Source organism: Paenibacillus sp. JL3B1040 (genome assembly GCF_057063165.1).
The window spans coordinates 5,800,265-5,826,245 of record NZ_CM169317.1 but is presented as its reverse complement, the minus strand read 5'-3'; the positions used below and the strand labels follow the sequence as shown (position 1 = coordinate 5,826,245).

Annotated in this window: 26 protein-coding genes; 21 read left to right on the top strand and 5 right to left on the bottom strand. The window is 51.7% G+C overall.

Going from position 1 to position 25,981, the window contains the following annotated elements; translation table 11 throughout:
- Positions 1–516: 516 nt before the first annotated feature.
- From gntK to gnd, 4 genes are all read right to left on the bottom strand, one after another.
- Positions 517–2,064, bottom strand: coding sequence for a gluconokinase (gene gntK, locus ACZF99_RS26750; protein WP_483607965.1), 1,548 nt, complete (start codon positions 2,062–2,064; stop codon positions 517–519).
- A gap of 53 nt (positions 2,065–2,117) precedes the next feature.
- Positions 2,118–3,479 carry a GntP family permease gene (locus ACZF99_RS26745; RefSeq protein ID WP_483607963.1) on the bottom strand — a complete coding sequence of 454 codons (1,362 nt, stop codon included), beginning with the start codon at positions 3,477–3,479 and terminating at the stop codon, positions 2,118–2,120.
- A gap of 119 nt (positions 3,480–3,598) precedes the next feature.
- On the bottom strand, positions 3,599–4,270 hold the full coding sequence (locus ACZF99_RS26740) for a GntR family transcriptional regulator (RefSeq protein ID WP_483607961.1): 672 nt from the start codon (positions 4,268–4,270) through the stop codon (positions 3,599–3,601).
- 139 nt (positions 4,271–4,409) lie between these two features.
- Positions 4,410–5,309, bottom strand: a complete 900-nt coding sequence (gnd, locus tag ACZF99_RS26735; RefSeq protein WP_483607959.1) for a phosphogluconate dehydrogenase (NAD(+)-dependent, decarboxylating) — start codon at positions 5,307–5,309, stop codon at positions 4,410–4,412.
- Positions 5,310–5,651: 342 nt separating this feature from the next.
- Here gnd and rpmH point away from each other — a divergent pair, with 342 nt between their 5' ends.
- The 12 genes from rpmH (at position 5,652) to ACZF99_RS26675 (ending at position 17,859) form a co-directional block, all read left to right on the top strand.
- Positions 5,652–5,786: a 50S ribosomal protein L34 gene (gene rpmH, locus ACZF99_RS26730; protein WP_009223341.1), complete on the top strand. Its 135-nt coding sequence runs from the start codon at positions 5,652–5,654 to the stop codon at positions 5,784–5,786.
- A 101-nt stretch (positions 5,787–5,887) separates the two neighbouring features.
- A complete protein-coding gene (gene rnpA, locus ACZF99_RS26725) occupies positions 5,888–6,238 on the top strand; it encodes a ribonuclease P protein component (protein WP_483607956.1) in 351 nt (116 codons plus the stop codon).
- 76 nt (positions 6,239–6,314) lie between these two features.
- Positions 6,315–7,214, top strand: coding sequence for a YidC/Oxa1 family membrane protein insertase (locus tag ACZF99_RS26720; RefSeq protein WP_483607954.1), 900 nt, complete (start codon positions 6,315–6,317; stop codon positions 7,212–7,214).
- The gene (jag, locus tag ACZF99_RS26715; protein ID WP_483607952.1) at positions 7,211–7,936 is read left to right on the top strand and encodes an RNA-binding cell elongation regulator Jag/EloR; all 726 of its coding nucleotides are present in this window, start codon (positions 7,211–7,213) and stop codon (positions 7,934–7,936) included. Before ACZF99_RS26720 ends, jag begins: the two co-directional genes overlap by 4 nt.
- A 1,032-nt stretch (positions 7,937–8,968) precedes the next feature.
- Positions 8,969–10,348: a tRNA uridine-5-carboxymethylaminomethyl(34) synthesis GTPase MnmE gene (mnmE, locus tag ACZF99_RS26710; protein ID WP_483607950.1), complete on the top strand. Its 1,380-nt coding sequence runs from the start codon at positions 8,969–8,971 to the stop codon at positions 10,346–10,348.
- Between the two features lie 87 nt (positions 10,349–10,435).
- On the top strand, positions 10,436–12,322 hold the full coding sequence (mnmG, locus tag ACZF99_RS26705; RefSeq protein ID WP_483607948.1) for a tRNA uridine-5-carboxymethylaminomethyl(34) synthesis enzyme MnmG: 1,887 nt from the start codon (positions 10,436–10,438) through the stop codon (positions 12,320–12,322).
- Between the two features lie 3 nt (positions 12,323–12,325).
- Positions 12,326–13,048 (top strand): 16S rRNA (guanine(527)-N(7))-methyltransferase RsmG, encoded by a 723-nt coding sequence (gene rsmG / locus ACZF99_RS26700; protein ID WP_483607946.1) that lies wholly within the window; start codon positions 12,326–12,328, stop codon positions 13,046–13,048.
- Between the two features lie 256 nt (positions 13,049–13,304).
- Entirely contained in the window at positions 13,305–14,129 is an 825-nt protein-coding gene (noc, locus tag ACZF99_RS26695; protein WP_483607944.1) for a nucleoid occlusion protein, read from the top strand.
- Positions 14,130–14,412: 283 nt separating this feature from the next.
- Complete coding sequence (locus ACZF99_RS26690; protein WP_059041228.1) at positions 14,413–15,174, top strand: ParA family protein; 762 nt, start codon at positions 14,413–14,415, stop codon at positions 15,172–15,174.
- Positions 15,167–16,006: a ParB/RepB/Spo0J family partition protein gene (locus tag ACZF99_RS26685; protein WP_483607942.1), complete on the top strand. Its 840-nt coding sequence runs from the start codon at positions 15,167–15,169 to the stop codon at positions 16,004–16,006. Before ACZF99_RS26690 ends, ACZF99_RS26685 begins: the two co-directional genes overlap by 8 nt.
- Before the next feature lie 139 nt (positions 16,007–16,145).
- Entirely contained in the window at positions 16,146–17,309 is a 1,164-nt protein-coding gene (locus tag ACZF99_RS26680; RefSeq protein WP_483607940.1) for an aminotransferase class V-fold PLP-dependent enzyme, read from the top strand.
- Between the two features lie 28 nt (positions 17,310–17,337).
- A complete protein-coding gene (locus tag ACZF99_RS26675; RefSeq protein WP_483607938.1) occupies positions 17,338–17,859 on the top strand; it encodes a DUF4446 family protein in 522 nt (173 codons plus the stop codon).
- Here ACZF99_RS26675 and yyaC read toward each other — a convergent pair.
- Entirely contained in the window at positions 17,810–18,418 is a 609-nt protein-coding gene (yyaC, locus tag ACZF99_RS26670) for a spore protease YyaC (RefSeq protein ID WP_483607936.1), read from the bottom strand. The genes ACZF99_RS26675 and yyaC overlap by 50 nt on opposite strands.
- 154 nt (positions 18,419–18,572) lie before the next feature.
- Here yyaC and ACZF99_RS26665 point away from each other — a divergent pair, with 154 nt between their 5' ends.
- From ACZF99_RS26665 to ACZF99_RS26625, 9 genes are all read left to right on the top strand, one after another.
- Positions 18,573–18,806, top strand: a complete 234-nt coding sequence (locus ACZF99_RS26665; protein WP_483612993.1) for a putative Se/S carrier protein — start codon at positions 18,573–18,575, stop codon at positions 18,804–18,806.
- Positions 18,807–18,913: 107 nt separating this feature from the next.
- Positions 18,914–19,675: a mechanosensitive ion channel family protein gene (locus ACZF99_RS26660; protein ID WP_483607934.1), complete on the top strand. Its 762-nt coding sequence runs from the start codon at positions 18,914–18,916 to the stop codon at positions 19,673–19,675.
- Between the two features lie 67 nt (positions 19,676–19,742).
- Positions 19,743–19,967, top strand: coding sequence for a DUF951 domain-containing protein (locus ACZF99_RS26655; RefSeq protein ID WP_483607932.1), 225 nt, complete (start codon positions 19,743–19,745; stop codon positions 19,965–19,967).
- Between the two features lie 90 nt (positions 19,968–20,057).
- Complete coding sequence (locus ACZF99_RS26650; RefSeq protein WP_483607930.1) at positions 20,058–20,675, top strand: glycerol-3-phosphate responsive antiterminator; 618 nt, start codon at positions 20,058–20,060, stop codon at positions 20,673–20,675.
- Positions 20,676–20,789: 114 nt separating this feature from the next.
- Complete coding sequence (locus tag ACZF99_RS26645; RefSeq protein WP_483607928.1) at positions 20,790–21,650, top strand: Cof-type HAD-IIB family hydrolase; 861 nt, start codon at positions 20,790–20,792, stop codon at positions 21,648–21,650.
- Positions 21,647–22,357, top strand: coding sequence for a glycerophosphodiester phosphodiesterase (locus ACZF99_RS26640; RefSeq protein WP_483607926.1), 711 nt, complete (start codon positions 21,647–21,649; stop codon positions 22,355–22,357). The genes ACZF99_RS26645 and ACZF99_RS26640 overlap by 4 nt, the downstream gene beginning before the upstream one ends.
- Positions 22,358–22,461: 104 nt before the next feature.
- A complete protein-coding gene (locus ACZF99_RS26635) occupies positions 22,462–23,346 on the top strand; it encodes an ABC transporter permease (RefSeq protein WP_483612991.1) in 885 nt (294 codons plus the stop codon).
- 13 nt (positions 23,347–23,359) lie between these two features.
- A complete protein-coding gene (locus ACZF99_RS26630; RefSeq protein WP_483607924.1) occupies positions 23,360–24,244 on the top strand; it encodes a carbohydrate ABC transporter permease in 885 nt (294 codons plus the stop codon).
- Positions 24,245–24,277: 33 nt separating this feature from the next.
- Complete coding sequence (locus ACZF99_RS26625; RefSeq protein ID WP_483607922.1) at positions 24,278–25,918, top strand: extracellular solute-binding protein; 1,641 nt, start codon at positions 24,278–24,280, stop codon at positions 25,916–25,918.
- Positions 25,919–25,981: the final 63 nt, after the last annotated feature.

Below are 25,981 nucleotides of genomic sequence, written 5' to 3'. Positions count from 1 at the left end.
AGACTGTCACTCCTTTTAAATCTTCCAATTGTGGCTTAAGCCATGCAGAAAGAGGTCGAGAAAACATAAATAAAGGGGAATTCTATCCCCAGTGTTAAGTAAAGTATAATCATTATAAACAGGTGAATATTCGAATTGTTCACAATGTTATCCACAGGCTGTTAATAAATAAGCCGCTGGACTTAGATATTCACAACGAAAACAATTTAATCATAGCAAAAGAAGGCCTGTTTTTCAATGAGCTGTCTGCTTTTATCCACAAATTCAATAACTTGTGCATAAATATCATTCACACCACTACATATTGTTTATAATTTGTTTAGAATTCGACAGGGACCCCCAAAATCTCAAAAAAATTATGCACAAGTTATTACAAGAAACCTCAAACTTCGAATTTCAGTGTGCATAAATCAACCGGCGGGGATAGTGAGTAAGTCCTCGTATTTATCGCGGCAACACAAAAAAATCCGATCGCCCTTGAGGGGCAAGTCGGATTTTTTTATAAAACCGAACATCTTATCGCTCGGCTTGTTGCTGCTGAAACTTGGCGATTGCCTCGTAATCTTCCTCCAGCTTGCGCGAAATGCGGATGTAAATCGGCAGCAGCTGCTTATAAACGGCCGCATGCTCGGGGATCGGCGTATGCTCATGGGTGCCGCCGACCATGTCTTTAACGATCTCGAAAGAATCGATTTCGCCCAAAGCATACAGGCCGAGGACCACCGCGCCGAGGCAGGAGCTTTCGAAGCTCTCCGGAATGACGACCTGCTGATCGAAAATATCGGCCATCATTTGCCGCCATAACGGGGAGCGGGCGAAGCCGCCCGTCGCCTGGATTTTCCGTGGCCGGCCGATCTGTTCCTCCATCGCCAGAAGCACGGTATACAAGTTGTAAATCACGCCTTCCAGCACGGCCCGGATCATATGCTCCTTCTGATGATGCAGCGTCAACCCGAAGAAGGAGCCGCGCGCATGAGGATTCCATAGCGGTGCCCGTTCGCCGGCCAGGTACGGATGGAAGAGCAGCCCGTCCGCGCCCGGACGGACGCGCTCGCCGATTTTGGTCAGCACGTCATACGGGCTGATCCCCAGCCGTTTCGCCGTTTCGACCTCGGAAGCGGCAAATTCGTCCCGCACCCAGCGGAAAATCACGCCGCCGTTGTTGACCGGCCCCCCGATGACCCAGTGCTTATCCGTCAGCGCGTAGCAGAAGATCCGGCCTTTGGGATCGGTTCTCGGCCGGTCGACGACGGTGCGGATCGCACCGCTGGTGCCGATCGTGACGGCGACGACACCGGGGTCGATCGCATCGACCCCGAGATTGGACAGGACGCCGTCGCTGGCGCCGATGACGAAGCGGGTGGAGGCGGCGAGTCCCATGGCGCTGGCATAACCTGGCGCCAGTCCCTGCAGGATGTGCGTCGTCGGCACAAGCTTAGACAGCTGCTCCGGCGTGATGCCGGCCACCTGCAGCGCTTCTTCGTCCCAATTCAGGCGTTCCAGGTTCAGCAGGCCGGTGGCCGACGCGATCGAATAATCGACGACGTACTCCCCGAACAGCTTCAGAAAGACGTATTCCTTGATCGACACGAACTTGCGGGCTTGCGCGAAAAGTTCCGGCCGCTCATGACGAAGCCACAGCAGCTTGGTCAGCGGGGACATCGGATGGATTGGCGTGCCGGTACGCCGATAAATCTCGTGACCGCCCAGTTCGTTCTTCAGCTTCTCCGACCAATCCGCGCTGCGGTTGTCCGCCCAGGTGAGACAGCGCATCAGCGGTTTGCCTTCGCCGTCCAGCGGGACGACGCTGTGCATCGCCGAACTGAACGAGACGAAGCCGACTTGTTCCGGAGCGATTCCGCTGGCGTTCATCACTTGAGCCACGGCCGCGATCACCGCGGCAAAAATCTCCTCGGGATCCTGTTCGGCCACGGAAGCGGAGGGAGTATACAGCGGATATTCCTCATTCGCCGTGGCGATCATCCGGCCGCTGCGTTCGTACAAGACGGCCTTCGTGCTGGTCGTCCCGATATCCAGGCCGATCATATGCGTTACGGTATCCATTTCTTCCCTTCTCTCTGCGTCATTTTCGTATTTCCATTGTAATGAGTTTTGCCTTAGAAAATAAAGCTCAGCCCGAGGATCAACGCCAGACTGACGACGGACAGGAGCGTTTCCATGACGGTCCAAGACTTCAAAGTTTGCGGTACTGTCATATTAAAGAATTCCTTCACCATCCAGAACCCGGCATCGTTGACGTGGGAAAGCACGATGGAGCCGGCGCCGGTGGCGAGAACGGCCAGCTCGACGTTGGCACCCGGGGTCAAGGCCAGCACGGGCGCCACGATGCCCGCCGCCGTCGTCATCGCAACTGTTGCTGAACCGGTCGCCACACGGATTAACGCCGCCACGAACCAGGCGAAGAGGATGATATTGACGTTCGCGCCGGTTGCGATTTGCGCGATGGCATCGCCAACGCCGCTGTTGATCAGCACCTGCTTGAACGAGCCGCCGGCGCCGATGATCAGCACGATCCCCGCGATCGGTGCCAGGCATTCGCTCGTGAATTTGGAGAGATCCTGCTTGCTGAAACCGCGGCTGTAACCTAGCGAGAAGAAAGAAAACACGACGGCGATCAGCAGCGCCATGATTTCGTGGCCGATAAACTCGCAGAACAGCGTGATCGGACGGGTGGCCCCCGGGTCGAGGATATCGGCGATGGAGCCGATCAGCATGAGGATGACCGGCAGCAAAATCGTAAACAGCGTAATGCCGAACCCCGGCAGTTGGCGTCCGCCTTTAACGGCAAATTGTTCGGCCAGCTCGGCCGGCGGTTCCAACATAATCCGCTTACCGATATATTTGCCGAAAATGGGGCCGGCCACGATGGCCACCGGCAGGCCGATCAGAATCGAATACAAAATCGTACGGCCCAGATCGGCCCCGTAAGCGTTAATCGCGATCATCGGCGCCGGATGCGGCGGGACGAGTCCGTGTACGGTGGACAAACCGGCCAAAATCGGAATCCCGATTTGCAACAGGGACATTTTCGTTTTTTTGGCAACCGTAAAGACGATCGGTATCAACAAGATCACGCCAACTTCAAAAAATACCGGGATCCCGACGATAAAGCCGACAAGCATCATCGCCCAGTGCACTCTTTTTTCGCCGAACCGGTCTACCAGCGTGGTCGCGATGCGCTCCGCACCGCCGGATTCGGCCATCATTTTGCCCAGCATGGTGCCAAGTCCGATCACGATCGCAATCGTACCCAGCGTTCCCCCGAGGCCACCGGTGATGGAACTGACGACGTCAAGGGGCTTCATACCGGCCAGAAGACCAAGCAACAGCGCGGAAATGAGCAGCGTTACGAACGGATTCCATTTATATTTGGAAATCAGTATGACCAAGAACACGATGGTGAGCAGCGTCCAGAATAATAGCGTAGCGTTATGACTCATGCCAAACAGAGTATCCAAAGTGATTCCTCCTTCTATTCGGTAACCTGATGCGGGTAGTGCAGCGCTTTCATTTTATAACTGTATACTTGTCGACAACAAAACAACCAAAAGGGCCCGGCGTCCCGTCCCTTATTGGTTTATTGAGGGATGCTCGTATGCAACGTGCGGTGCGAGTCGGCGAAGTACTCCTTCACGTTTCGCCCGATGATTCCGGCATCTCGGGACTCCAGTCCCTGCAGCAGCTTACGGTGCTTGCCGATGACATAATCGATTTTGTCCTCGCCTTGCGACAACACTTCCCGCGTCGTAATCAGCATCACCGTCATCACGATTTGGCGAATGCTGGTCCATAGGTGCAGGATGCGCGTGTGCTTGGCTCCGGCGATAATCGTTTCGTGAAAACAGAGATCCTGATAAGCGAAATCGACGATGTCCCGGTGCTTGCCGGCCAACTCCATTTTGTCGATGATTTGCGCGAGCGGAGCGAGCAGCGTTTCGGGATTTTCGGCCACCCGCTGCGAGGCGAAGCTTTCGATCAAATAACGGACATCGTACAATTCGTCGACGTCCTGCAGGCTCAGGCCGTTGACGACCGCACCCATGCGCTGGAGGCTGATCAGTCCTTCACCGGAGAGCGTTTTTAGCGCCTCGCGTACCGGGGAGCGGCTCGTGCCGAAATCCGCGGCGATGCGGTTCTCCGACAGGACGGCGCCCGGCTTGATTGTGCCGCTGATGATTTGCAGCCGCAGCTCCGCGGCGATCGCTTCGCCGAGCGAACTGCTTTTTAACCAGGAAGAAGGGTATTGCATGCGATATTTCTCCTATTCCAAGGGATATTATCCCGCTTGGTGATCGTGGAAACTTAAATACTTCGATCATAGCATGAAATTCGCCGGATGGGGAAACTCGCTGCAGGTTTTGTTGAATTTTCAGATGAGGAGCAGATGATTATTTGGACGATTCTACCGCATGGCCGCCGAACTCGTTGCGAAGTGCTGCAACAACCTTGCCGTGGAACGTGTCCTCCTGGAGCGAACGGTACCGCATGAACAGCGACATGGCGATCACCGGTGCGTTGGCCTGCAGGTCCAGCGCGGTCTCCACCGTCCATTTGCCTTCGCCTGAGGAGTGCATGACTCCGCGGATGCCTTCCAGCTTTGGATCTTTGGCAAAAGCGTTTTGCGTCAGCTCCATCAGCCAACTGCGGATGACCGAACCGTTCGACCACACCCGGGCGACCTGTTCAAAATCGTAGTCATACGGACTTTTGTCGAGCAGTTCGAAACCTTCGGCGATGGCTTGCATCATCCCGTATTCGATCCCGTTATGGACCATTTTGAGAAAATGGCCGCTGCCGGACGGACCGGCATACAGATAGCCGCCGGATACGGCGATATCGCGGAAGATCGGCTCCATCCACCGGAAAGCTTCTTCTTCGCCGCCGATCATGAAGCAGCCGCCTTGCTCCGCGCCTTCGACGCCGCCCGAGGTACCGACATCGAGAAAGCGGATCCCCCGAGCCGCCAGTTGCTCCGATAGCTCCAGCGAATTCTTATAATGCGAATTTCCCCCGTCGATAACGACATCGCCTGGATCCAACAGAGGAGCCAGCGTATCGACAACCGATCGCAGCGGGGCGCCGGCCGGAACCATGATCCAAATCCGTCTTGGCGTTTCCAAAGAAGCGACAAGCTTGTCCAGGCTGGCGGCGGGAACCGCGCCTTTCTCGGCCGCGCCCGCTACGGACTGCGGATTCATATCGTAGACAACAACGTCATGTCCATGTTCCAGCAGATTCAGAACGAGATGGAAGCCCATTTTTCCAAGCCCAACCATGCCTAATTTCATCGAAAAAAGCCCCCTTTTTCCACTAATGTATACTTGTATACAACTTATAAATTTAAATATACACCGATTCGAATCGGCTGTAAACTTTTTTTGTGAAAGCGTTTCTTCAACCCGTCCCGACAGTTAAAAATACTTTTCCACATGTGCATAACTTATATGCGGAGTGGTTTTTCAAATGAGGAAAGCTGTGGATTGTGAATAATTGAAAGCGAGAAGCGGAGGAAGGGGCGGAAGTTCGGTTGACTTTTTCTAGGCGGTGTGATTAAATGTATAAAGGCATTTTCTGTGGATCTGGAATTGTAAACATACAGATAATGATATTCCTGTAAGGGGGTGCGATAGATGAAACCAACTTTCAAACCGAATGTGAGCAAACGTAAAAAGGTTCACGGTTTCCGTAAAAGAATGAGCACGAAAAACGGCCGCAAGGTTCTCGCTGCTCGTCGTCTCAAAGGCAGAAAAGTACTGAGTGCGTAAAGCGTGCGTAAAGACCACCGCGGTGGTCTTTTTTTTATACTTGATCGTTGCGGCGACGTTTGGTCTATACTATTTAGAAGTATGAATCAAGGAGATAGCTCGTGCATAAACAACTTCGTTTGAGAAATCGCGCCGATTTTAACCGTATCTACCGGTTTGGCAAGTCTTTTGCGAATCGCCAACTGGTGGTGTACTGGTCCAACAAACCGGAAATCGAACGTTTTCGGCTGGGGGTATCGGCCAGTAAAAAAATCGGAAACGCCGTCGTTCGCAACCGGATGCGTCGTATGTTGAAGGAGATCGTCCGGCTGCATGAAGCGGAGATTCGCGACCATGTCGACCTGATCCTGATCGTGCGGAGCGGGGCCGTTGGAATGGAGTACAAAGACCTTGAAAAAAGCGTGCTTCATGTGCTTCGGAAAGCGTCGCTGCTGCGGGCTCCCGGGCGTTAGGCAGGCTTGTTTTCTTTGTCCCTACAAATATGTTATGATTTACGATGAATGGATAGGTTAAGAGAGGGGTTTTGAAGTGTCGCGATTGATGACTAACCGAAGAAGATGGCTTCTTCTCCTTCTGGCGGTCGTGATGGTAGCGGTTCTCGCAGGCTGTGCTCCGCAGAATGCACATCAGGCAACCACGACGGAAGATATGAGGGCAACTGGATCGTGGTGGACCGCAAATGTGGTGTACTATTTCTCACTTGCGCTGGATACGTTTGCAGAATGGTTTAACGGTGCTTATGGCATAGCGATTTTAATTATGGTGCTGATCGTGAGGACCTTGATTCTGCCGTTGACCCTGAAGCAGGTGAAGAGTTCGAAGGCGATGCAGGCCATTCAGCCGCAGCTCCAGAAGATCCGTGAACAATTTAAGGATAATCCGGAGAAACAGCAGCAGGAGACGATGAAGCTATTTCAGGAACACAAGGTTAATCCGATGGCGGGTTGCTTCCCGCTGATCATTCAGATGCCGGTGTTCATTGCGTTGTATAACTCAATTTACTACAATTCGGCGATCCGGGAGCATTCCTTCTTGTGGCTGCAGCTCGGGGAGCCCGATAAATTGTTCATTTTGCCGGCGGTCGCGGCATTGACGACGTTCATCCAAACGAAGATGATGTCGAGCATGAACCCGCAAAGCATGCAAGGCCCGATGGCGTTTATGATGTGGGTTTATCCGGTTTTGATTTTTGTCATGGCGTACAATTTTGCCGCAGCGTTGCCGCTGTACTGGATTTTCAGTAACCTGTACACGATTGCGCAAAACTTCTTTATCTACCGCAAGAAAGATCCGGTTATAGCTACGGCTGCCGCGACGGCAGGCGGAGGCGGCGGTTCTACTTCCGGTTCCGGGAAGAAGCGGGGCGGCTCCAATCTAAAAGCCGGTCATCCCGGTAAGGGTGCCAAGGAGGCCAAAAAATCGAAATGAATAAAATCGTGACGTCGGGAAAAACCATTGAAGATGCTGTTAGACAAGGATTGGCCAAGCTCGGCACCACCGAGGATAAAGTCGCCGTGAACGTGTTGGAGCAGCCGTCAAAAGGATTCCTGGGACTGATTGGGGTAAGGGAAGCGAAGGTTGAGCTTACTTTGCTTGAAGACCCTGCACCTGCATCCGTGCCCACCCCGAATAGGACCGCACCGGTACCCTCTTCGTCCGCTTCCGAGATGAAGGGGGAGGCGAAGGTGGGCGAGAAGGATCCCTATGCGGAGGCGGCGTCATTCATTCGGGAGGTCGGCGAGAATATGGGCTTGGACGTCAAAGTCGAAGTCGCCCATGGCAAAGACCATACCGTGCTTAACATTTCGGGCCAAGATTTGGGCTTAATGATCGGGCGGAGAGGGCAAACCCTCGACGCACTGCAATATTTGGCGAATATCATTGCCAACCGTTATTCCGACAGCTTCATCCGCATCGTGCTCGATGCCGAAAACTTCCGGGAACGCCGGAAAAAAACGCTGGAGGAGCTTGCTGTCAGATTGGCCGGACGGGTCGTGCGTACGCGTAAAGAAGTCACGCTCGAGCCGATGTCGCCGCAGGAGCGCAAAGTGATTCATTCCAAACTTCAGGATCACCCGGAGGTCAAAACTTACAGTAAAGGCGAGGAGCCCAACCGGCGGGTCGTTATTACTCTGAAGCACAGCAAATGAATGAGACGCAGGTGACGTTTGCTCGGCGTAAGCTGGGGGGGCGTCATTTTTTTTGATCTCAACCCTCCCCATCCCTCCCTTACCGTAAGGGAGGGCGTCCGAGGGCCTGCTGCCCTCTGGGCTCCCGCAAACTAGAGGAACGTTGGAGGGAAAGAGGCGCTCCTGCCCGCTGTCCCCTTCGGGGATGCGCTCTACGTTGGTGCATGGAACGCTTTTCCCCCCTTCGGGGTACGTCTTACTTTGGGAGCACCCGGGATACCTGGTAAACCGTGCTGCTCATGACTGCTTCTGTCGGTTCACCCGAGGGACTTTGGTGATAGGAGCCGGCTTCTCGCCCCTGTGGGGCCCGCCTCTACTATAGGTGCTCCTGCCGAAAGGGGAGCGTGAGAGGCTGCGTGCGGCTGAGGAGTGACTACGTGCAAGGAGGCGCTGTCTCCTACGGAGATGCGCTTAGGTTGGAGCAAAGCGTGAGGGCGGATGCTACGAAGGAGAGCGTGGATAGGCAGTAGGCGGTTGATGTGTGACTACGTGCAAGGAGGCGCTGTCTCCTACGGAGATACGCTTAGGTTGGAGCAAAGCGTGAGGGCGGATGCTACGAAGGAGAGCGTGGATAGGCAGTAGGCGGTTGAGGCATGACTACGTGCAAAGAGGCGCTGTCTCCTGCGGAGATGCGCTTAGGTTGGAGCAAAGCGTGAGGGCGGATGCTACGAAGGGAGAGCGTGGATAGACGGAAGGCGGTTGATGTGTGACTACGTGCAAGGAGGCGCTGTCTCCTACGGAGATGCGCTTAGGTTGGAGAAAAGCGTGAGGATGGATGCTCCGAAGGTGAGTGAATTGGGGGCGGAGAGGGGCGTATGAATCCGAAGAAGCGGAGCGTTCGCCTTTGTGAGCGGATTTCTACAACTTTTGAATTTAGTCCAATCCAAGAAATCCGCGAACAACAGCGATCGTAGGATCATACGACCAGCGGAGCTGCGAAATTCACGAATATTCTTCATTGAAATACAACAAACAACTAGCGAGGTGAAGCTAATGCTTAGCGATACAATTGCAGCGATAGCGACGGCGGTGGGCGAAAGCGGCATCGCCGTGATCCGCGTCAGCGGGCCGGAGGCGATCAGCGAAGTGGGGCGGCTGTTCCGCGCCAAGACGGCGCTGCCGGAGGCGGAAAGCCATACGGTACACTATGGCTTTATCGTGGACCCGGCGACGGGCGACAAGCTTGAGGAGGTGCTCGTCAGCGTCTTTCGCGCGCCGCGCTCCTTCACCACGGAAGACGTGGTGGAGATTAGTACGCACGGCGGGATCATCTCCGTCAAACGCGTGATGGACCTGCTGCTCCAGCAGCGCGGCATTCGCCTCGCCGAGCCGGGCGAGTTCACGAAGCGCGCGTTCCTGAACGGGCGGATCGACCTGTCGCAGGCGGAGGCGGTCATCGACCTGATCCGCTCCAAGTCGGATCGGGCGTTCTCCGTGGCGCTCAAGCAGGTCGAAGGCCAGCTGTCGCGCCAAATCGGCAAGCTGCGCCATACGCTGATCGAGACGCTGGCGCATATCGAAGTGAACATCGATTATCCCGAGCATGATGTGGAATCGATGACGATGGCGTTTATCAAGGAGAAGTGCGCGGAGGTGTCGGAAGGCATCGACGCGCTGCTGAAGACGGCGGACCAGGGCAAAATTTTGCGCGAGGGGATTACGACGGCGATCGTCGGCCGCCCGAATGTCGGCAAATCCTCGCTGATGAACGCCCTGTCCCGCGAGAACAAAGCGATCGTCACCGATATTCCCGGGACGACGCGGGACGTGATCGAAGAATACGTGACGATCAACAATATCCCGCTGAAGCTGCTCGACACGGCGGGGATCCGCGAGACGATGGATGTCGTTGAGCAGATCGGCGTGGAGCGCTCCAGAGCGGCGGTGAGCGAAGCGGACCTGATTCTGCTCGTGCTCAATAGCGCCGAGGCGCTGCACGAGGACGAAATCGCCTTGATGGAACAACTGAAGGGGCGGTCCACGATCGTGCTTTTGAATAAGATGGATTTACCGCAGCAGTTGGATCGGGAGGTGGTCCGGCGTTATTTTTCCGAGGAAGCGATCGTCGAATTGTCGGTCAAAACGGAGGAAGGGCTGGATCATCTGGAGGAGGCTATCGCCCGTCTGTTCTTCGGGGGGCAGTTGGAGTCGAACGACCTGACGTATGTTAGTAACGTGCGGCATATCGCTTTGCTGAAGAAGGCCAAGCAGTCGCTGGCGGATGCCTACGAGGCGGCGGATAGCGGGATTCCGATCGATATTCTGCAAATTGATGTACGGTACGCTTGGGAGCAGTTGGGCGAGGTGGTCGGGGATTCGGCGCCGGATGCGCTGATCGATCAGATTTTTTCGCAATTTTGTTTGGGGAAATAAGCGGCCTCTGGTATCAGCAGCGCTTGTTCATGGTATGATGATACGGATAGAGTTTGAATGGTGTAGGGTAAAGGAGGTTGACGATACATGGGTTACGCTGCCGGAAACTATGAGGTGATCGTGGTTGGCGCGGGACATGCAGGCTGCGAGGCGGCATTAGCGGCAGCGCGGATGGGCTGCCGAACGCTGATGGTGACGATCAATTTGGATATGGTTGCTTTTATGCCGTGCAATCCTTCGATCGGAGGTCCGGCAAAAGGCCATGTCGTGCGCGAGGTTGATGCCTTGGGCGGCGAAATGGGCCGCAACATCGACAAAACGTTCATCCAAATGCGGATGCTTAATACCGGGAAAGGCCCGGCCGTTCATGCGCTGCGCGCGCAGGCGGATAAATTTTCGTATCAACACGCGATGAAGGAAACGGTGGAGAAGGAGCCGAATTTGACGATGCTCCAAGGGATGGTCGAGGAGCTGATCGTTGAAGACGGCCATTGCGTTGGCGTGATCACGAAGACCGGCGCGGAGTATCGGGCAAAAGCGGTCGTGCTGACGACCGGTACGTATCTGCGCGGAAAAATCATCATGGGCGAGCTGATGTACGAAAGTGGTCCGAACAATCAGCAGCCGTCGGTGCGCCTGTCGCAAAACTTGAAGGAGCTGGGCTTTGAGCTGGTTCGCTTCAAGACGGGAACGCCGCCGCGGGTGCATAAGGACTCGATCGATTTCTCGCAAACGGAGATTCAGCCGGGGGACGAGAAGCCGAAGTTTTTTTCGTACGAGACGAAAGAATCGGACAACGAGCAGTTGCCTTGCTGGCTGACGTACACCTCCGAGGAGACGCATCAGATTATCACGGACAATCTGCATCGCGCTCCGATGTTCTCCGGTGTAATCGAAGGCACGGGGCCCCGTTACTGTCCGTCCATCGAGGACAAAATCGTACGGTTTAGCGATAAACCGAAGCATCAGATTTTCCTGGAGCCGGAAGGCAAAAATACGTCCGAATATTATGTTCAGGGCTTTTCGACCAGCATGCCGGAAGAGGTCCAGTTGAAAATGCTGCGCTCCGTACCGGGTCTGCAAAACGTGCAAATGATGCGGACCGGTTATGCGATCGAATACGATGCGGTCGTGCCGACGCAACTGTGGCCGTCCCTGGAGACGAAACGATTGCCCGGCTTGTTTACAGCGGGGCAAATCAACGGAACCTCCGGCTATGAGGAAGCGGCGGGACAAGGCATTATGGCCGGGATCAACGCGGCGCGCAAGGTACAAGGCAAGGAGCCGGTTGTGCTGGACCGCTCGCAAGGCTACATCGGTGTATTGATTGACGATTTGGTGACCAAAGGGACGAATGAGCCGTACCGTTTGCTTACATCGCGCGCCGAATACCGGTTGCTGCTGCGCCACGACAATGCCGATTTGCGGTTGACACCGCTGGGCCATGAAATCGGGTTGATCTCGGAAGAACGGTATGCACGGTTCCTGGATAAGAAACAGAAGGTCGAGCAAGAGATCGAACGGTTGAAGTCGACGAAGATTCGTCCTGCGGAGATCAATCCGCTGCTGGAATCGATTGGTTCCGCGCCGATTCAGGACGGAAGCAATTTGCTCACCATTTTGCGGCGTCCGGAAGTGACGTATGCCCATATTGCTTCGATTTCTCCATCCGAGCTCGAGCTCGATGAAGAGATGCGGGAGCAAGTTGAAATTCAAATCAAGTATGCCGGTTATATCGAGAAACAGTTGCTCCATGTTGAAAAGTTACAAAAAATGGAAAAGAAGAAATTACCCGAATCGATCAACTATGACGATATCCAAGGTCTGGCGATGGAAGCGCGGCAAAAGCTGTCCAAAATCCGGCCGATCTCAATCGGGCAAGCCTCGCGGATTTCGGGGGTCACACCGGCGGATATTTCAATTCTGCTCGTATATTTGGAGCACTATAACCGGGTCACGGCTGCGGGAGGGTAACCATTGGATTCGATACAAGCCCATTTTTGCACGTTGCTCCAGAGTCACGGCATCGAGGTGTCGGCGCAGCAGTTGAAGCAATTCGAACGATATTACGAGGTATTGGTTGAATGGAATGAAAAGATGAACTTGACCGGGATTACCGAACGGGAGCAGGTCTATATTAAACATTTCTATGATTCGCTTACCTTGGCTTTTCATGTTCCGATCGGGGAGATCGGTTCTATGGCGGATATCGGCTCGGGAGCGGGGTTTCCCGGCCTCCCCTTAAAAATCTGTTTTCCGCATGTGCAACTCACGATCGTGGACTCCCTGAACAAACGGATCCAGTTTTTGCAGCATGTGGTGAATGAATTGGGCTTGTCGCAGGTTCGCCTGCTGCATGGGCGTGCCGAAGACTTGGGGCGTCAGGAAGAGCTTCGGGACGCTTTTGACCTGGTTACTGCCCGAGCAGTTGCCCGTATGGCGGTCCTTAATGAGTTTTGTTTGCCGTTTGCTCAACCCGGCGGGTTATTCGTTGCGATGAAAGGCAGCAACCCGGAGGAAGAAGTGAGAGAAGCAACCCGAAGTTTAACCGAACTCAAAGGGAAATGGATCGATACACCGGAATTTTCGCTGCCATTGGAAAACTCGGAGCGCCATTTAGTGATGATCAAGAAAATAGCCCCTACGCCCAAGAAGTACCCAAGAAAAGCGGGTATACCGCTCAAAACACCGTTGTTATAACATGAGCCTTATTCCCCTTAGCAAATTGTTCCACGTGAAACATAGCTAGGGGGATTTTTTTGTCCTTATGCAGAAAAAACGACTCTCTTTTCTACAACTTCTCATCATAAGAGAATAGGATTATAGAGGAAAAAGTGGTAGAATAGATATATCGGATTTGTTTACGATGCATTTCGTTTAGAGCAATGTCATCCTGCGGGGATGATCCGTAAGGCTTGGCCTTATGTCACTATGAAACTAGGTGGTAATTGACGGAATGAAAGAACAATTTTCTAAATTGTTTGGGTTAACCGAACGAAGCAGCGGAGATGAAGTAAGACAAATTCCGGTGGAGGAAATTGTCGGCAGTCCTTATCAGCCGCGGACGATCTTTGACGACGAGAAAATCGATGAGCTATGCCAAACGATTCGTACGCATGGCGTGATCCAACCGATTGTCGTTCGTTACCGGAATGAGAAATACGAAATTATTGCCGGTGAACGTCGCTGGCGAGCCGTCAAAAAGCTGGGTCTTGAATCTATTCCTGCTATCTTGCGTGATTTCAACGATTCACAGGCGGCTTCGATTGCCTTGATTGAAAATCTTCAAAGAGAAGGCCTGACCTCGATCGAGGAGGCCATGGCTTACCAAAATTTGATCGATTTGCATCAGTTAACGCAGGAAAGCTTGGCTCAACGGCTAGGAAAAAGTCAATCGACGATCGCCAACAAAATCAGGCTGCTGCAGCTTCCGGATGGCGTAAAGACGGCGCTGATGGAACGGAAAATTACAGAACGTCATGCGCGTGCTTTGCTGTCTTTGGACTCGGAAGAGGTGCAATTGAAAGTCCTGAATGAAATCATCGCAAAAGAGTTGAATGTGAAACAAACGGAAGCTCGAATTGCCTTCTATAATGAAGTGGCTAAGAACAAGAAGTCCACATCAAAACGAATATCCTTTACCAAGGATGTTCGTCTGGCCCTGAATACGATTCGCCAATCCATTGACATGGTTACCGGCTCGGGCTTGCAAATTAAAACGGAAGAAAAGGATCATGAAGATCATTACGAGATTGTGATTCAAATTCCGAAACGTTCATAAAACCCACTCGCTGACCTTAAACCGCGAGGTTGCAGGTCAGCTTCTTTTTCGGTCTTGAACGATAGGCCGGAAAATGGAGCCGACTCCGGATCTGTTATACACATGTGGATAATACGGTGGTGGATACAGATCGGTAGATGCTCGAATTCACGGTTTTGGATTGTCGATTTCGACCGGCAGGTGAATTCACCACGCATTGCTATTGGTCTTTTTGTAGCGACAGCCTAGAATGCGTACATGAGTACTACAAAGAGATTCTTCTATTATATTGAGGTGAACTGGATTGTCTAAAATCATAGCCATAGCTAACCAAAAAGGAGGCGTCGGAAAAACGACGACTTCCGTCAATTTGGGAGCGGGACTAGCTGCCATCGGAAAAAAGGTACTGCTGATCGACATTGACCCCCAGGGGAATACGACGAGCGGTGTTGGCATTAATAAAGCGGATGTCGCAAACTGTATTTATGACGTGCTGATCAATGAGGTTCATCCGAAGGAAGCCATCGCACATACCGAAATCGAAAATTTGCACATTATCCCGGCTACGATTCAACTGGCCGGTGCGGAAATCGAGTTGGTTCCAACGATATCTCGCGAAGTGAGGCTCAAAAAGTCGTTACAGCCGATTCGGCACTTGTACGATTACATTTTGATCGATTGCCCGCCTTCGCTTGGCATCTTGACGATCAATTCGTTGACCGCAGCCGATTCCGTGCTTATTCCTATTCAATGTGAATATTACGCATTGGAAGGACTGAGTCAATTGCTGAATACGGTTCGATTGGTCCAAAAGCATTTGAACACGTCCCTGCAAATCGAAGGGGTGTTGTTGACGATGTTTGATGCCAGAACGAATTTGGGGATTCAAGTGATTGAAGAGGTGAAGAAGTATTTCCAACAGAAAGTGTACAAGACTGTAATTCCGCGTAATGTACGATTAAGCGAAGCGCCGTCTCATGGTCAATCGATTATTACGTACGATCCTCGTTCAAAAGGCGCGGAAGTTTATCTTGAGTTGGCAAAGGAAGTGGTATCTTATGAATAAACGATTGGGTAAAGGATTAGATGCCCTAATTCCGGCGCTGTCCATCCAGGATGATGATAAGGTGATAGAAATCCCGCTCAATCAGCTTCGTGCCAACCCGTACCAACCACGTAAGACCTTCGACGAAGAAGCTATACGGGAATTGGCCGAATCGATTCGGCAGCATGGGGTTATTCAACCGATTATTGTACGCAGCGTACTAAAAGGTTACGAGATTATTGCCGGGGAGCGGCGATTCCGCGCCTCGCAATATTGCGGAAATGCTACGATTCCTGCGGTGGTTCGGAGCTTCTCCGATCAGCAGGTGATGGAAATTGCGCTGATCGAGAACCTGCAGCGGGAGAATTTGAACGCGATGGAAGTGGCTGTAGCTTATCAAGGGCTTATGGATCAATTCCAGTTGACGCAGGAAGAACTCTCGATGAAGGTTGGCAAATCCCGTTCTCATATCGCTAACTTTTTGCGATTGTTGTCCTTGCCGGAAGAGGTTAAAGAATATGTTTCACGTGGAACATTATCGATGGGACATGCTCGGGCTTTGGTTGGACTAAAGGATCCAACCACGATCAAACAGTTGGCCCAGCAGTGCATCGAACATGAATGGAGCGTTCGGGATCTGGAGGATGCGGTACAGCAACTGGATCGCAAAAAGCAAGAAAAACCGAAAGCGGCCGGAAAGAAACGGGATCCTTATATCGAAGAGGTGGAAGAAAGTTTGCGAGAACGATATAAGACGACCGTCAAGATCAAAGCGAACAAAGACAAAGGAAAAATTGAAATTAACTATTATAGCCAGCAGGACTTGCAACGAATTCTTGATATGCTGAGCTAACGGATAAATGAAATGACATATCCATCTTTTGGATAGCCTGAAGCGGAGGGGCTTGAGAAAGAAGGGTATGTCATTTCTTGGTCTGTCATCCGGACGTATGACAGGAGATATGAAACTTAACTATCCGAGGGAGGGAATCATGTTGGTGCGCGAAACGAAATCGGTCATCTATCTGGATCATGCAGCCACATCTTGGCCAAAACCTCCTAGGGTAGGGGAAGTGATGTTGGAAATACTAAACGGACCAGCCGCCAATGCGGGGCGCGGAAATCATGGGATGGCGCTGCAGGCGGGAAGGGTGCTGTACAACACCCGTGTTAAGCTGGCGAAATTGTTTGGGGTTGCCAATCCAAACGATATCGCGTTGATGTCCAACGCCACGACGGCTTTGAATTTAGCCATAAAAGGCTGGTTGAAGCCGGGAGATCATGTGGTGGCTACGACAGTAGAGCATAATTCGGTAAGGCGTCCGTTGGAGTTCTTAAAACGAACTTTGGGGATCAAAGTCGATTATGCAGAAGTGGATCGCCAGGGCCAATTGGATTTGCGGCAGGTGGAGAAACTTTTTCAGTCTCGTACACGTTTACTTGTATGTTCTCATAGTTCGAATCTGCTCGGATGTATTTTGCCGATCCAAGAATTAAGCCGCATGGCTCATGCGAACGGAGCCGTTATCCTGGTCGATGCCGCACAAACGGCCGGATGTTATCCCGTAAATGTGCAAGAACTGGGGATTGATTTGCTTGCCTTCCCGGGTCATAAAGGATTGCTGGGTCCTCAAGGAACAGGAGGATTGTATATTCATCCGGATATTGATTTGGAGCCGCTGCATCATGGGGGGACAGGAAGCCAGTCTGAGGAAAGTGAGCAGCCGGCCGTTCGGCCTGATCGATACGAGGCGGGGACGGTGAATACCCCGGGAATTGCCGGTTTAGGTGCCGGAGTAGAGACGGTCCTGGAGCGCGGGGTGGAGCGGATTCACCGGCACGAGTGGGGACTGACGCAATATTTAATGAAAGAGTTGCAGGCAATTCCGGGAGTTCGTCTGATCGGCCCGGAAATCGGTAAGCCGCGAACGGGCATCGTGGCATTTACGATTGATGGACGAGATGCCTCCGAAATCGCATTTACGCTGGATAGGGAGTACGGTATCGCCGTTCGTGCCGGTTATCACTGCACGCCATTGGGTCACCGGACCGCCGGGACTCTGCAAGGCGGAGCCATCCGCGCTAGCGTAGGGTATATGACGACAGAGGCGGAGCTTCAAGCATTAATCGACGCAATTTTAAAAATGATAAATTGATCTCAAGCATGGAGGAGTAGACAGTCGCATGCAGGAATGGAATGATCTCATCTTTGAGCAATTGAGCTGGATCGTTGGAGGTTTAGTTCTCCTGATTCTATGGCTGTTGGTTTGGAATCTGATTCAAGGAAGTAAATTGCGCAAGATGAAGAAAAGATATGAGCTTATGATGAAAGAGACCGGTATCGACGATCTGGAAAGCTTGCTGATCGATTTGAAAATGCAACAGGGTAAAATTGAAGATCTCCAAGATCAGCAAGGGCAGCAGCTCGCACAAATTCAAAAATGGATCCCTTTGCAAAAGTCAAAAATCGGTATCAAACGATATAATGCGTTTGGCGAGAAAGGGAACGATCTAAGCTTCTCGATTGCGTTCATCAACGATCGGCAAGACGGTGTGGTCATTACGGGACTTTATAATCGCGATGGTTCCTTTGTATATGCCAAAGGCCTGGAGAAAGGAGAGTCGACGCATGCGCTTTCTCCGGAGGAGCGCGAAGCTATAGCTCTCGCCGGGCAAGGGAAATTGTTCCCCGAGTCCACTCCTTGATCGCTGTATACAAGCAGGTTGAAATGATTTCTGAAAGTCGCATGACCAGACTTAAACGCGTATTTTGCAATACGAAGTATTCCATGAAGCCGCCGACATTGACGATGCCTGTAAGATGGATATCGCCGACCGGCGGTAATTCTTTATTCACCCCTGCACCGGGGCGCAACGGGCCCTGGACGACTTGAATGGAACCTACGCTGGACGTTTGGCCGAGACAGGCGTCAATGCTGATAATATAAGGATCGACGAATCGCGCATGAATCTGCTCCAGCGTTTCTTTTAAATTCATGGCATGTACCGGCTCCTCCAAGGTGCCGTAAAGGTAAAATTGCGAGCTGCGATATTTGGCCAATGCGCTGCCGACCAGCGGTCCCAAGCAATCGCCGGTGGAACGGTCTGTCCCGATGCAGATGATGACGATCTCTTGCCCGGGGGCAACCTGTCCAAAATGCAGAAGCAACCGGTGGATGATCGCCGAATGAATGCCGGGTTCGGTGTGAGGGATTTTCAAATAAGGAATTTCTTGCTCTGGAATCGTCGGTTGAATCTGTGACATGGAATCTTCCTTTCCGCGTAGGTTCAAGTGCGAAACGGTCCGCACCTCCAAGAATTAGTAGATAGTATATGGAAGAAACGCTTATTATATACTCGTACGAAAGTCTCATTAGGCAAAAAGGAGAGGGATCAGCGTGGAAGAAGATTGGTTGGTGATGGCTTTTGATTCAACACAACAAGCATTACGTGCCGAGATGCTGTTGGAGTATGCCGAGATCGAGATCGATCTTTGTCCCACTCCAAAAGAAATCACCGCTGGGTGTGCGTTATCGATTCAGTTTCCGCAAACGGCTTTAGGGGTCGTTAAAGAAATTGTCGTTTCGGAATCGGTAGAGATTCGGGGGATTTACTCCCGACAAGGGATGGGCTATGATAGCATCAAGCTCTAACAAGTCGAGTTAGGAAATCTTAAAAAGGATTGATAGATATGCTGGGGGCGAAGGCCAACATCTGGAGAGACAATATATGGAATTGGTTTACAGATATGGATATGTGGATGAATGTGTTTTATGCGGGGATCAAAATCATCCTTATTTTTGTGCTGATCCGTTTGTTCGTTCGTGTCGTCTTCCGTTTAATCGATCGGTCGTTGCAGAAACGGGAAAAAAACCGATTGCAGATGAACCCGCGGCGATTGGTTACGGTTGGTGAGTTGCTGAAAAACGTGACCAGCATCACCAGCAACTTCATTATGGTGATGCTAGTGCTGGGCGAGCTGGGCTTTCAGTTGGCACCGCTGCTGGCGGGAGCCGGAGTCCTTGGACTTGCGATTGGTTTCGGGGCCCAGAGTTTGGTGAAGGATGTCATTACCGGTTTTTTCATTATCCTGGAGGATCAATTTGCCGTCGGTGACGTCATCCAAACCGGCAACCTCAAAGGGACGGTGGAAATCATCGGTCTTCGTTCCACGCGGCTCGTGAGCTGGACGGGAGAGGTTCACATTATCCCTAACGGGATGATCACGAACGTGACGAATTTTTCGGTGGGGACGGCATTGGCGGTGGTCGATTTACCGTTTAGCAACACCCGGAAGCTGGAGGGGTGCGTAGAGCTCCTGCAAGGGGCCATGCAGCGCTTGAAGGATGAGCAGGGGCAAGTCCCTCAGGTCCCGAGCGTCTTGGGCATCCAGTCGCTAACGGCCAGCGAATACGTCATTCGAATCGCCGTGGAATGCCCGCCGGCTCTTCGGGCCGACATCGAGCGGCTGATTCAGACTTATGCGAAGGAAGCGCTGGAGCAAGCCGAGATGAACGCTTAGCATCAGAAGGCCTAAAATGTAGATTTAGGATGGAGAGTAATATGGAATAAGATCGGGGGAGTAAGCTATGGAGCGTAAATCTTTTCAGTTGGGCGATATCGTGCAAATGAAAAAAAACCATCCTTGCGGCAGCAACGAAATGGAAATTATTCGGATGGGCATGGATATCCGCATTAAATGCGTCGGATGTAAGCACAGTGTGTTGGTACCGCGCGCCAAATTCGAGAAAAATATGCGTAAGGTGCTTCGTTCTGCGGAAGCTCGTGAACAAACGGAACGGACGGAATCCTAAGATCCAAGGCCGTATTTTACAAAAAACAAACAAAACTCCGACATTCTTCTGATATATGAACGTTATACTGAACACAGATCGGCTAAAGAGGTGATCATCATAAGCGACTATCCCATTATCGCCTCTATCACTCAAGATGACATGATTTCTGCGGCGGCCGACAGCAAGGTCAAGCGAGTTATTCTGATGGCGGGAAACATCATGACGCTGGACGATATCGTTAAGCAATTGCGTAAAAAAAACAAGCAGATTTACGTGCATGTTGAAATGGTGGGCGGGATTGGCCGGGACACCTCGGTTATTGAATATTTGGCTGAGGTATTCGCTGTCGAAGGAATCGTCACAACGAAAAGCAATATGGTCGTAGCAGCAAAACATGCTGGAATCAAGTCGATCCAACGGGTGTTTGCCATTGATACGGCAGCGGTGGAAACGGCGATTCGAATGATCCAACAATGTGAGCCGGACGAGGTCGAACTCATGCCTGGACTTATGCCGAGAATCATCGGCGAATTCAAGAAGAGAATCGACAATCCTTTGATTGCGGGCGGATTGATCCGAAGTCAGGAGGAGATCGGTACGGCATTACGCAGCGGGGCCGATTATGTTTCTATCGGCAATCCGGATTTTTGGAATGATTTCGGCAAAGGCGGCATGCAGGAAAACGTTAGTTTGAAGATGAATAGTGCCTACGGGTGGAGACGTTGAGAAAACCCAGAAGCAGCCTTACCGCGTATTGATGCGTGGATTTGGGTTGTTTTTGTCCTCAGCGTCTCCTTTTTGCTGTCTTTCAAAAAGCTTGCAAGATAGGAGAGAGAGTCGTTGAGCCGCATACGTCTTGTTGTTAGTGATTTGGATGGTACGCTTCTCTCGGAAGAGCATCGGTTAACCAGAAGGGTACTGGAAGCTGTGAACCGCTTTCGGGAACAGGGAGGGTTATTTACTTTGGCTACGGGGAGGCCGCATTTGACTGCTTATCGAATCGCCGAAGAACTGCAGTTGGATATCCCGTACATCGCCTGCAACGGTTCCATTTTGGCCGGAAAGGAAGGGATTATGCAATCGCATTTGCTGCCTCTCGCCGATTTGGCGGTGCTGCTGCTGGAGGCGGACCGCCAAGGAACGGATGTTCTTATGTTTCGGGAAGAAGATGTTCGGGTGTTTCGCCGAACGCTTCAGGTCCAGGAATATGAACGCAAAGAGTCCGTACGATGTCGTCTGGATGATATTGGAGAAGACAAGTGGACCGCCCGCCATGTCCATAAGGTTATTCTTATAGGTCCAATGGAGACGGTGCGATCGCTTTGGGAGAGGCATGAACCGTTTCTTCGGGACCGGTATGCCGCTCTTCAGTCGGAAGACAATTATTTGGAGATTGGAGCGCGCCAATATACCAAAGGGGAGACCATGCTGAAATTGGCAAATTCTTTAGGGATTGCCCGCAGCGAGATCATGGCCATCGGAAACCAGATGAATGATCTGGACATGCTGCAGCATGCCGCCATCGGAGTGGCGGTGAACAACAGCTCTCCCGAACTGAAGAAACAGGCCCAATACGTATCCGAGGGGAATTACGGCGATGGGGTTATTGAAGCCTTGCTGCGGTTTGCTTACCCTCGCCCCGGCTACACGCCGGGCCAAGAAATGAGTCGCATCAGCCCAAAAGGAGTTGAACTTGTATGAGCACAAAAGTGATTGCCCACAGAGGAAATCCGGTCCGATATCCGGAAAACACTTTATCTTCTTTCCGGTCGGCCCTTAGCTTGGACGTTACCGACCTGGAATTGGACGCGCAGCTCAGCAAAGATGGGGTTCCCGTCGTTTTTCACGATTACACGGTGGACCGAATGACTGACGGAACGGGGAATATCGGGGATTATCCACTGGCTGAATTAAAGCGACTTCAGGTAGAAGGGAAGGAGGAAATTCCCACTCTGGAGGAAGCGTTAAGGTTGTTGAAGGGACAGGTGCAAATTCATCTGGAACTGAAAAAGCAGGGAGTCATGTATCCGGAGCTCGAAACCCGTGTGCTCCATTTCATTCGAAAGCTGGATATGGCGGATCAGGTGATCATTACTTCGTTTGATCATGATTCGCTGGTTCGGGTGCGACGGCTTAATAGAGAGATTCCGATCGGGCTGATTGCCGGCAACAGTTCTCCTGCATTCTTGCCGTTCATAAAAGAGCTTGGAGCCTGTTCTCTTGAGATGAGGCATACCTGCATTACGGAACCCTACATCCAATGGTGCGAAGCGAATGGAGTTCAGCTTGCGGCCTGGACGGTTAATGACCGCGAAGAGATGGAAAAATTCCACCATCAGTATCCTTCCGTACTCGTTTGCACCGATCGGGTGGAGGACTGGATAGTACTGGCGAGGGAGCATTTGTGATGGAGCGGGTCAGATATCCGGTCCGGGAAAGCCATACCCGGTTATCTTCCGGAAATACATGGACGGCAAGAGCAAACCAAAGGCTGAGGAAGGCCGGTAAGCGAATGAGCCGGCACTGGCAGCTCTATCTGCTCATCGCTCCGGTGCTGCTCTATTTTCTCATTTTCCATTATTGGCCGATGTACGGATTGCAGATTGCGTTCAAGGACTTTATCGGAACCAAAGGAATATGGGACAGCCCCTGGGTGGGCTTGAAGCATTTCGAGCGTTTTTTTGACAGCTACTTTTTCTGGAGATTGATCGGCAATACGTTGGGCATCAGTTTGTATGAGCTTATCGCCGGGTTCCCGCTGCCGATTATGATCGCTTTAATGATTAACGAAGTACGTCAGCAACGCATGCGCAAGTTCGTGCAAATCGTGACTTATGCCCCCCATTTTTTGTCTACGGTTGTGGTTGTTGGCGTGGTCATCATGTTCTTATCCCCTACGACCGGCATCGTAAACACGGTGATCCGGGCTTTTGGAGGGGAATCGATCTATTTTATGACCAAGCCGGAATGGTTTAAATCAATCTATGTCTGGTCCGGGGTTTGGCAGCAGATGGGGTGGAACTCGATCATTTACATTGCCGCGCTAGCGGGAATCGATCCCCAGTTGCACGAAGCGGCGCGGGTAGACGGAGCCTCCAGACTGCGGCGGATTTGGCATATCAATCTGCCCGGCATTCGCTCCACCATCGTTATTCTGCTGATCCTGAATACGGGATCTTTGATGGGTGTCGGATTTGAGAAGATATTTCTGATGCAGAACTCCCTTAACAAGGAGAGCTCCGATGTCATTGCAACCTATGTGTACAGCAGCGGCATCCTGGGTTCCCAATACAGCTTTGCCGCCGCTGTCGGATTGTTCAATTCCGTGGTCAATTTTATTTTGCTGCTTCTGGTGAACCGAACATCCAAATATCTGAACCAGGCCAGCTTGTGGTAAGAGGGGGGTCATCATGGAACTAAGAACCGCAAAGGATAAGTGGTTCGATGCCGTTAATATCACTTTGCTCATGATTGTTTGCGCGATCATTCTCTATCCGCTCCTGTTTGTCATCAGCGCGTCCATCAGCAATCCTTCAGCCGTGCTCGCGGGGGATATGTGGCTGTGGCCGGTTGATATAAGCCTGACCGGTTACCGAAAGGTACTGGAAAATAGGGAACTTATGAGGGGGTATGCCAATACAATTGTTTATACGCTGGTTGGTACGGCCATTAATCTTGTGATGACAGTGCTCGCGGCGTACCCGTTATCCCGCTCCGGCTTTTGGGGACGGAATGCCATTACCGGAATATTCGTCTTTACAATGTTTTTCGGCGGCGGTTTAATTCCTACGTATATGGTCGTCAAATCGCTCGGGCTGACCAATACCATGTGGGCGCTCATTCTTCCCGGTGCGGTGTCGGTCTGGAATATTCTCATTATGCGCACGTTTTTTCAGTCCGGCATTCCCGGAGAGCTTCTGGAATCCGCAGCGATCGATGGATGCTCGGATCTCCGTACGCTGTTGCGGATCGTTCTTCCGCTGTCCGCTCCCGTTTTAGCGGTGATGGTGTTGTTCTATGCGGTCGGCCATTGGAACGCTTACTTCAATGCGCTTATTTATTTGACGGATCCCGGCAAATATCCTTTGCAGCTGTTCTTGCGGGAAATTCTGATCCAAGGCCAAATGGAACAGATGGTCAATACGTCCGACTCTTCTCATGCCCAGGCGATTATGGACGAGGAGGCCGTCAAATATGCGGCGGTCATTGCAACCAATCTACCGATTTTTCTGCTGTATCCGTTCCTGCAAAAGTATTTTGTGAAAGGCGTTATGATCGGTGCGATCAAAGGGTAATCCATAACACAGAAAAGGTGGGGAACCAATACGATGTTGAGGAAAAGATGGATCCATGTCATTATGTCGCTTGTCATTATTGCCGGTCTGCTCGCCGGTTGCGGCGGAGGAGAGGCCGAAGGTCAAAATAAGGGGGAAGGCTCGCCGAACCCAGATACCCCGAAGGAAGTAAACCTTAATGAAGCGGGAATGCCTATCGTCAAAGAACCCATTGAACTTACCTTCTTTACCGGACTGGCTGGAACGAACGGAAATACTCCCTTTGAGGAGCGTCTGGTCTATAAGGAAATGGCCGCGATGTCCAATATCAACGTTAAATTTCAGTTCATTCCTTTTGATAGTTTGACGGAAAAACGCAATCTTGCCCTGGCGAACGGAGATTACCCGGACGCATTTTTTACGGCCCGGATGCCTGCTGCGGATTTGATGAGATACGGAGCTCAAGGAAGCTTCGTCCAGCTGGACGGCCCGATGATGAAATATGCGCCTAACCTGCAAAAGCTGATGGATAAATATCCGGATCTAAGAAAAGCGCTGACGATGCCGGACGGGCATATTTATTCTTTCCCCACCTTCTACAGTCCGGAATTTTTGCCGATGCTGATCGGGACGCCGCTTTGGGTGAAGCAGGAATATTTGGACAAGCTGGGGTTGAAGGAGCCTCAAACGATCGATGAGTTCTACCAGTTTTTAAAAGCCGTCAAAAGCACCGACCTTAACGGAGACGGTGAAGCGAATGAATTGCCGTACAGCGGAACGGGCATCGGACCGCTCATGGATCAGTTGAAAGGGGCCTGGGGCCTCGGCAATCGCGGTCTTGGGCACAAATATGTGGATATGGATCCGGCTAGCGACAATCTGCGTTTCTTCCGTTTGACGGATGCTAATAAGGAATTGCTGGAATTCCTGAACAAGCTGTATAGCGAAGGACTGATTGATAAGGATATCTTTACTCAGGACAGTAAAACCTTATATGCCAAGGGGGGCAAAGGGTTGTTGGCCTCGACAATCAATCCTAACCCGAAGACGCAATTTAACGGAGAAGGGTATTTTGGCCTCGGCGCTCTAAAAGGACCTCATGGAGATCAAATCTATAGCCACATTAAAGTACCGATGGTATGGCCCGGCGCCTTCGTCATTACGGATAAGAACGAGCATCCGGAAGCGACGATCCGCTGGATGGACTATTTCTTTAGCGATGAAGGGGCACAGCTCTTTTTCATGGGCAAGGAAGGGGAAACCTACACGAAGCAAGCCGATGGAACGCTTGAATTTGTGGATGCCATTAAAAATAATCCTGAAGGGCTAACGCTCGATCAGTCGCTGACCGACTATGTTTCCTGGATGGGCGGCAGCTACCCGGGTTACGTGCAGCAAAATTATTTCAAGGGCTCCGAATCATTGCCGGAATCGACAGCGGTTGGCGAAAAGGTGAAGCCGAATATCGTCAAAGAGCTGTGGTATAATTTCAACTTTACGGATGAAGAGACGGAATTTATGAGCACGGTCGGAAAGGATATCGAAAGCCTCATCACGGAAATGGAGGCGAAATTTATTACGGGCGACGCGAAATTTTCCGAATGGGACAAGTATGTCAAGCAAGTCCAGGGAATAGGCGTTGACCGGTATTTGGAAGTATACCAAGCTGCTTATGAACGTTATCAAAATAGCTAAAGGCAGCGTTTAGCTCCAATTCGCCATACTGTCCTTCCGCTAATATCGGGAGAACAGTATGGT